The organism is Pseudomonas sp. RW407, assembly GCF_003176655.1.
Lineage (GTDB): Bacteria > Pseudomonadota > Gammaproteobacteria > Pseudomonadales > Pseudomonadaceae > Pseudomonas > Pseudomonas delhiensis.
The window spans coordinates 475834-481981 of the sequence record NZ_QGSL01000107.1; the positions used below are offsets into that span (position 1 = coordinate 475834).

Annotated in this window: 7 protein-coding genes and 1 pseudogene; all 8 read left to right on the forward strand. The window is 72.3% G+C overall.

Going from position 1 to position 6148, the window contains the following annotated elements:
* Positions 1 to 118, forward strand: a pseudogene (locus tag DK254_RS26125) (5,6-dimethylbenzimidazole synthase); the annotation flags it as partial.
* Positions 115 to 1134 carry an adenosylcobinamide-phosphate synthase CbiB gene (gene cbiB, locus DK254_RS26130; RefSeq protein ID WP_109936152.1) on the forward strand — a complete coding sequence of 340 codons (1020 nt, stop codon included), beginning with the start codon at positions 115 to 117 and terminating at the stop codon, positions 1132 to 1134. The pseudogene DK254_RS26125 and the gene cbiB, both read left to right, overlap by 4 nt.
* A complete protein-coding gene (cobD, locus tag DK254_RS26135) occupies positions 1127 to 2113 on the forward strand; it encodes a threonine-phosphate decarboxylase CobD (protein ID WP_109936153.1) in 987 nt (328 codons plus the stop codon). Before cbiB ends, cobD begins: the two co-directional genes overlap by 8 nt.
* 8 nt (positions 2114 to 2121) lie before the next feature.
* Entirely contained in the window at positions 2122 to 3582 is a 1461-nt protein-coding gene (locus tag DK254_RS26140) for a cobyric acid synthase (RefSeq protein WP_109937303.1), read from the forward strand.
* Between the two features lie 119 nt (positions 3583 to 3701).
* Positions 3702 to 4223 (forward strand): bifunctional adenosylcobinamide kinase/adenosylcobinamide-phosphate guanylyltransferase, encoded by a 522-nt coding sequence (gene cobU / locus DK254_RS26145; RefSeq protein ID WP_109936154.1) that lies wholly within the window; start codon positions 3702 to 3704, stop codon positions 4221 to 4223.
* The gene (gene cobT, locus DK254_RS26150; protein ID WP_109936155.1) at positions 4220 to 5275 is read left to right on the forward strand and encodes a nicotinate-nucleotide--dimethylbenzimidazole phosphoribosyltransferase; all 1056 of its coding nucleotides are present in this window, start codon (positions 4220 to 4222) and stop codon (positions 5273 to 5275) included. Before cobU ends, cobT begins: the two co-directional genes overlap by 4 nt.
* Positions 5272 to 5877 carry an alpha-ribazole phosphatase family protein gene (gene cobC / locus DK254_RS26155; protein ID WP_109936156.1) on the forward strand — a complete coding sequence of 202 codons (606 nt, stop codon included), beginning with the start codon at positions 5272 to 5274 and terminating at the stop codon, positions 5875 to 5877. Before cobT ends, cobC begins: the two co-directional genes overlap by 4 nt.
* On the forward strand, positions 5874 to 6148 hold a 275-nt coding region (locus tag DK254_RS26160), incomplete at its 3' end, for an adenosylcobinamide-GDP ribazoletransferase (RefSeq protein ID WP_177412131.1). The genes cobC and DK254_RS26160, both read left to right, overlap by 4 nt.

A 6148-nucleotide genomic window follows, 5' to 3' on the forward strand; every position in this document is an offset into this window, starting at 1 on the left:
GTGCCTGGGCCCGGTGGAGGCGTTCTACCCAGCGCCCATGTTGGCCCTGGAGGGCTGGCGCGAGCCGCGCCCGCTGGAAGAATTGCTCTACGAGAACCACTGGGGGGAACGCCCATGAGCCTGGCCCTGCTGAGCGTCGCCGGCGTGGCCCTGGACGGCCTGCTGGGCGAGCCGAAACGCTGGCACCCGCTGGTGGCCTTCGGGCGCCTGGCCGATCGCCTGGAGCGCCGCTTCAACCGAGCCCGAGTGCCATTGTCGACGGTTGGCACGGATAGCCCCCTCTCCCGTCAGGGAGAGGGTTGGGGAGAGGGTGCTACGCCCAACTCCGTACTTCCCGACAGCAACACCCCCGGCCTAGGCTGGCGCAGCCACGGCGTCACCGCCTGGGCCCTGGCGGTACTGCCACTGACCTTCATCACCTGGTTGCTGACTCTGCTCCCGCATCTCGGCTGGCTAGTCTCCGCCATCGCCCTCTACGCCGCCATCGGCCTGCGCAGCCTGGGCGAGCACGCCGAGCCGGTGGCGCTGGCGCTGCGCCAGGGCGACCTGCCCGAGGCACGCAAGCGCGTGGGCTACATGGTCAGCCGCGAGACCGCCGAACTGGACGGCAGCGCGGTGGCCAAGGCCGCCACCGAATCGGTGCTGGAGAACGGCAGCGACGCGGTGTTCGCCGCGCTGTTCTGGTTCGCCGTGGCCGGCGCGCCGGGCGTGGTGCTGTACCGCCTGAGCAACACCCTGGACGCCATGTGGGGCTACCGCAACCCGCGTTTCGAACGCTTCGGCTGGGCCGCGGCGAAGATCGACGACGCTCTCAACTACCTCCCCGCGCGCCTGGTCGCCCTGACCTACGCGCTGCTCGGCAATACCCGCCTGGCCCTGCGCAGCTGGCGCATACAGGCGCCGCAGTGGGACAGCCCCAACGCCGGCCCGGTGATGGCCGCCGGCGCCGGTGCGCTCGGCGTGGCCCTGGGCGGCAATGCCGTCTACCACGGCGAACTGTACCAGCGCCCGCAACTGGGCGAAGGCCCGGCGCCGGGCGCCCGCGACATCTGGCGGGCCCTGGCCCTGGTGCGCCAGGGCGTGCTGCTGTGGCTGCTGGCGATCCTCGGCCTGGGGGCGTTGCTGCATGCTTGAGCACGGCGGAAAGCTGCGCGCGGCGGCGCATCGCTACGGCATCGACCTGGCCGACTGGCTCGACCTGTCCACCGGCATCGCGCCCTGGCCCTGGCCCGTGGCGGACATCCCCGCCAGCGCCTGGCAGCGCCTGCCCGAGGACGACGACGGCCTGGAGCAGGCCGCGCGCGACTACTACGGCTGCGATTCGCTGCTGCCGCTGCCCGGCAGCCAGGCGGCGATCCAGGCCCTGCCGCGCCTACGCGCGCCCGGCCGGGTCGGCGTGCTCGCGCCTTGCTACGCCGAACACGCGGCGGCCTGGAAACGCCACGGCCATGAATTGCTGGCTCTGGCCGACGAGCAGGTGGACGGGCTGATCGACCAGCTCGACGTGCTGCTGCTGGTCAACCCGAACAACCCCACCGGCCGGCGCTTCGACGCCGAACGCCTGCTCGCCTGGCACGCGCGCCTGCATGCTCGTGGCGGCTGGCTGGTGGTGGACGAAGCCTTCATCGACTGCGCCCCCGGGCACAGCCTGCTGCCCCTGGCCGGCGGCCGGCCGGGCCTGGTGGTGCTGCGCTCGCTGGGCAAGTTCTTCGGCCTGGCCGGCGCGCGCCTGGGCTTCGCCTTCGCCGAGCCGGCGCTGCTGGCACGCCTGGCCGAACTGCTCGGGCCCTGGGCGGTGAGCGGGCCGACCCGCTGGGTGGCGCAACGCGCGCTGGCCGACCACGCGCTGCAAGACGAACGCCGCGCTGCACTGGAACAGGCCGGCGCGCGCCTGGCCGCGCTTCTGAAAACCCACCGGTTGCTGACCCAGGGCACCGCGCTGTTCCAGTGGCTTGCCTACCCTCGGGCGGCTGAACTGCACGAACACCTGGCCCGCCGCGGCATCCTCGTGCGCCTTTTCGACACCCCGCCGAGCCTGCGCTTTGGCCTGCCCGCCGACGAAGCCGGCTGGGCGCGCCTGGCCAGCGCCCTCGGGCAATGGAGCACCCCATGACCCCCCTGATGGCGCAAGGCACTACTTTGATGGTGCAAGGCACGACCTCCGACGCCGGCAAGAGCACCCTGGTGACCGCGCTGTGCCGCTGGCTGCGCCGCCAGGGCGTGGCGGTGGCGCCGTTCAAGCCGCAGAACATGGCGCTGAACAGCGCGGTGACGGCCGACGGCGGCGAGATCGGCCGCGCCCAGGCGGTGCAGGCCCAGGCCTGCCACCTGGCGCCGCACACCGACATGAACCCGGTGCTGCTCAAGCCCAACAGCGACGTGGGCGCCCAGGTGATCATCCACGGCCGCGCGGTGACCAGCATGAACGCCGCCGCCTACCACGACTACAAGCGGGTCGCGAAGCAGGCCGTGCTGGAATCCCACCAGCGCCTGTTCGACGCCTACCAGGTGGTGATGGTGGAGGGCGCCGGCTCCCCGGCGGAGATCAACCTGCGCGCCAACGACATCGCCAACATGGGCTTCGCCGAGGCGGTGGACTGCCCGGTGATCCTCATCGCCGACATCGACCGCGGCGGCGTGTTCGCCCACCTGGTCGGCACCCTGGAACTGCTTTCGGCAAGCGAGCGGGCGCGGGTGAAGGGCTTCGTCATCAACCGCTTCCGCGGCGACATCGCGCTGCTGCAGCCTGGCCTGGACTGGCTGGAAGAGCGCACCGGCATCCCGGTGCTGGGTGTGCTGCCGTACCTGATGGACTTCCACCTGGAGGCCGAGGACGCCATTGACGTCCGCCAGGCCGCCAAGACGGGGGAAAGCCTGAAGGTGGTGGTGCCGGTGCTGCCGCGCATCAGCAACCACACCGACTTCGACCCGCTGCGCCTGCACCCGCAGGTGCAGCTGACCTTCGTCGGCCCCGGCCAGGCCATGCCGGCGGCGGACCTGGTCATCCTGCCCGGCTCCAAGAGCGTGCGCGCGGACCTGGCCTTCCTCCGCGCCCAGGGCTGGGACGCCGCCATCGAGCGCCACCTGCGCTATGGCGGCAAGTTGCTGGGCATCTGCGGCGGCCTGCAGATGCTCGGCCGCACGCTGTCCGACCCCCACGGCCTGGAGGGTGCCGCCGGCGACAGCGCCGGCCTCGGCTGGCTGGCGCTGGACACGGTGCTGGAGCCGGAGAAGCAGCTGCGCAACGTGCGCGGCCGGCTGGCGCTGGAAGACGCCGAGGTCGGCGGCTACGAGATTCACGCCGGCGTCACCACAGGGCCCGCATTGGAGAACCCGGCGGTACGGCTCGACGACGGCCGCTGCGATGGCGCGCTGAGCGCCGACGGCCAGGTCATGGGCACCTACCTGCACGGCCTGTTCGAGGCCCCCGACGCCTGTGCCGCATTGCTGCGCTGGGCCGGCCTGGGCGAAGTGCAGCCGTTGGACTATCACGGGCTGCGCGAGCGCGACATCGAGCGCCTGGCCGACCAGGTGGAGGCGTATCTGGATACCGCCAAACTGAAAGCCCTGTGCGGTCTTTGAGATGGGTATCGCTTCGCTCCACCCATCCTACGAAGCTGCTGCTCTTCGTAGGAGCGAGCTTGCTCGCGAACCAGCACCGCCGCGCCCCCTACAGGCCAAGACTTCCCCGGAGAACCCCAATGCTTGAACTCATCCTCGGCGGCGCCCGTTCCGGCAAGAGCCGCCTGGCCGAGCGCCTGGCCCAGGGCAGCGGCCTGCCGGTCACCTATTTCGCCACCGCGCAGAGTGGCGATGGCGAGATGGCCGCGCGCATCCGCCACCACCGTGAACGCCGTCCGGCCGAATGGGGCCTGGTGGAAGAGCCGCTGCACCTGGCGCGGGTCCTCGCCGAGCACGCCGCGCCGGACCGCTGCCTGCTGGTGGACTGCCTGACCCTCTGGCTGACCAACCTGCTGCTCGCCGACGACGGCGCGCACCTGCAACCGCAAATCGATGAGCTGCTGGCCACGCTTCCCGGGCTGCCCGGGCGGATCATCCTGGTCAGCAACGAGACCGGGCTGGGCGTGGTGCCCCTGGGCGAGCTGACGCGGCGTTACGTCGACGAGGCCGGCTGGCTGCACCAGGCCCTGGCCGAGGTCAGCGAACGGGTGCTGTTCACCGTCGCCGGCCTGCCCATGACCCTCAAGGGAGACCCCGTATGAGCCTGCAATGGTGGCGCGAGCCATGCCAACCCGTGGACCGCGTGGCGCGCGACAAGGCCGCCGCGCGCCAGGACCAGTTGACCAAGCCGCGCGGCGCCCTGGGCCGCCTGGAGGAGGTGGCCATCACCCTCGCCGGCCTGCAGGGGCGTGAGCGGCCCAGCCTGGATCACACCTGGATCGCCCTGTTCGCCGGCGACCACGGCGTGGTGGAGGAGGGCGTCTCGGCCTACCCGCAGGCGGTGACCGGCGAGATGCTGCGCAACTTCGTGCGCGGCGGCGCGGCCATCAGCGTATTGGCCCGCCAACTGGACGCACGCCTGGAAGTGATCGACCTGGGCACCGCCGTGCCGCTGGAGCCTTTGCCCGGCGTACTGCACCTGATGGTCGGCGCCGGCACCCTGAACTTCGCCCGCGAGCCGGCGATGACCGCCGCGCAGTGTCTGATCGCCCTGGAGGCCGGGCGCGAATCCGTGCGCCGCGCGCAGCAGGCCGGCAGCGAGCTGTTCATCGGCGGCGAGATGGGCATCGGCAACACCACCTGCGCCGCCGCCCTGGCCTGCGGCCTGCTCGGCGAACGCGCCGTGTCCCTGGTCGGCCCGGGCACCGGGCTGGATGCCAGGGGCGTGGCGCACAAGGCCGAGGTCATCGAGCGCGCCCTGGCCCTGCATGGCGCGCACTGCGCCGAGCCCTTCGAGGCCCTGTGCCGCCTCGGCGGCTTCGAGGTGGCGGCCCTGGCCGGCGCCTACCTGGCCTGCGCGCAGAAGGGCATCGTCGCCCTGGTGGACGGCTTCATCTGCAGCGTCGCGGCGCTCTGCGCGGTGCGTTTCAACCCCCAGTGCCGCGACTGGCTGCTGTTCGCCCACAGCGGCGCCGAGCCCGGCCACCAGCGCGTGCTCCGGGCCCTGGAGGCGCAGCCGTTGCTGGACCTCGGCCTGCGCCTGGGCGAGGGCAGCGGCGCCGCCCTGGCCGTGCCGCTGCTGCGCCAGGCCTGCCGGCTGCACGCCGAGATGGCCACCTTCGCCGAGGCGGCGGTGTCGGACCGCCCGGCATGAGCCTGCGCCTGGACCTGCTGCGCCACGGCGAAACCGAGCTGGGCGGTGGCTTCCGCGGCCGCCTGGACGACGCCCTGACCGCCGCCGGCTGGGCGCAGATGCAGGCCGGCCTGGGCCTGGCCTCGCCCTGGGACGCCCTGGTCAGCTCGCCGTTGCGCCGCTGCGCGGCCTTCGCCGAGCGCCTGGCCGCCGCCAGCGGCTTGCCGCTGCACCTGGAGGCGGACCTGCGCGAACTGGATTTCGGCGAGTGGGAAGGGCTTTGCGCAGCTAAGCTGATGGAGACTGATAGCGATGCGCTAGCCCGTTTCTGGAACGACCCCTACGCCTTCACCCCGCCGGGCGGCGAGCCGCTCGCGGCCTTCGAGGCGCGGGTGTTCGCGGCCCTGGAGCGGCTGTACGCGACGCATGCCGGAAAGCACCTGCTGCTGGTGACCCATGGCGGCGTGATGCGCCTGCTCGGCGCACGCGCCCTGGGCCTGCCGCGCGAGCAGTTGCTGCAGGTGAGCGTCGCCCACGGCGAACGGCTGGCGCTGCGCATCGAGCCGCAGGCCGGCGGCTGGAGCATCCAACCGGTCGAGTCCGCCGCGAGCGCGCCCCGATGAGCAACCTGTTCCTGCCGTTGATCGCCCTGCAGTTCCTCAGCCGCATCCCGATCCGCCTGGGCGAGGTGCCCACGCCCGAGCAGTTCGGCCGCGCCACCCTGTTCTACCCGCTGGTAGGGGCATTGATGGGCGGCGGGCTCTATGCCCTGGGCTACTTCTTCGGCGAGACCTACCTGCTGCTGCACGCCGCTCTGTTGCTGGCGGTGTGGGTGGCCTTCAGCGGCGCCCTGCACCTGGACGGCCTGGCCGACACCGCCGACGCCTGGGTGGG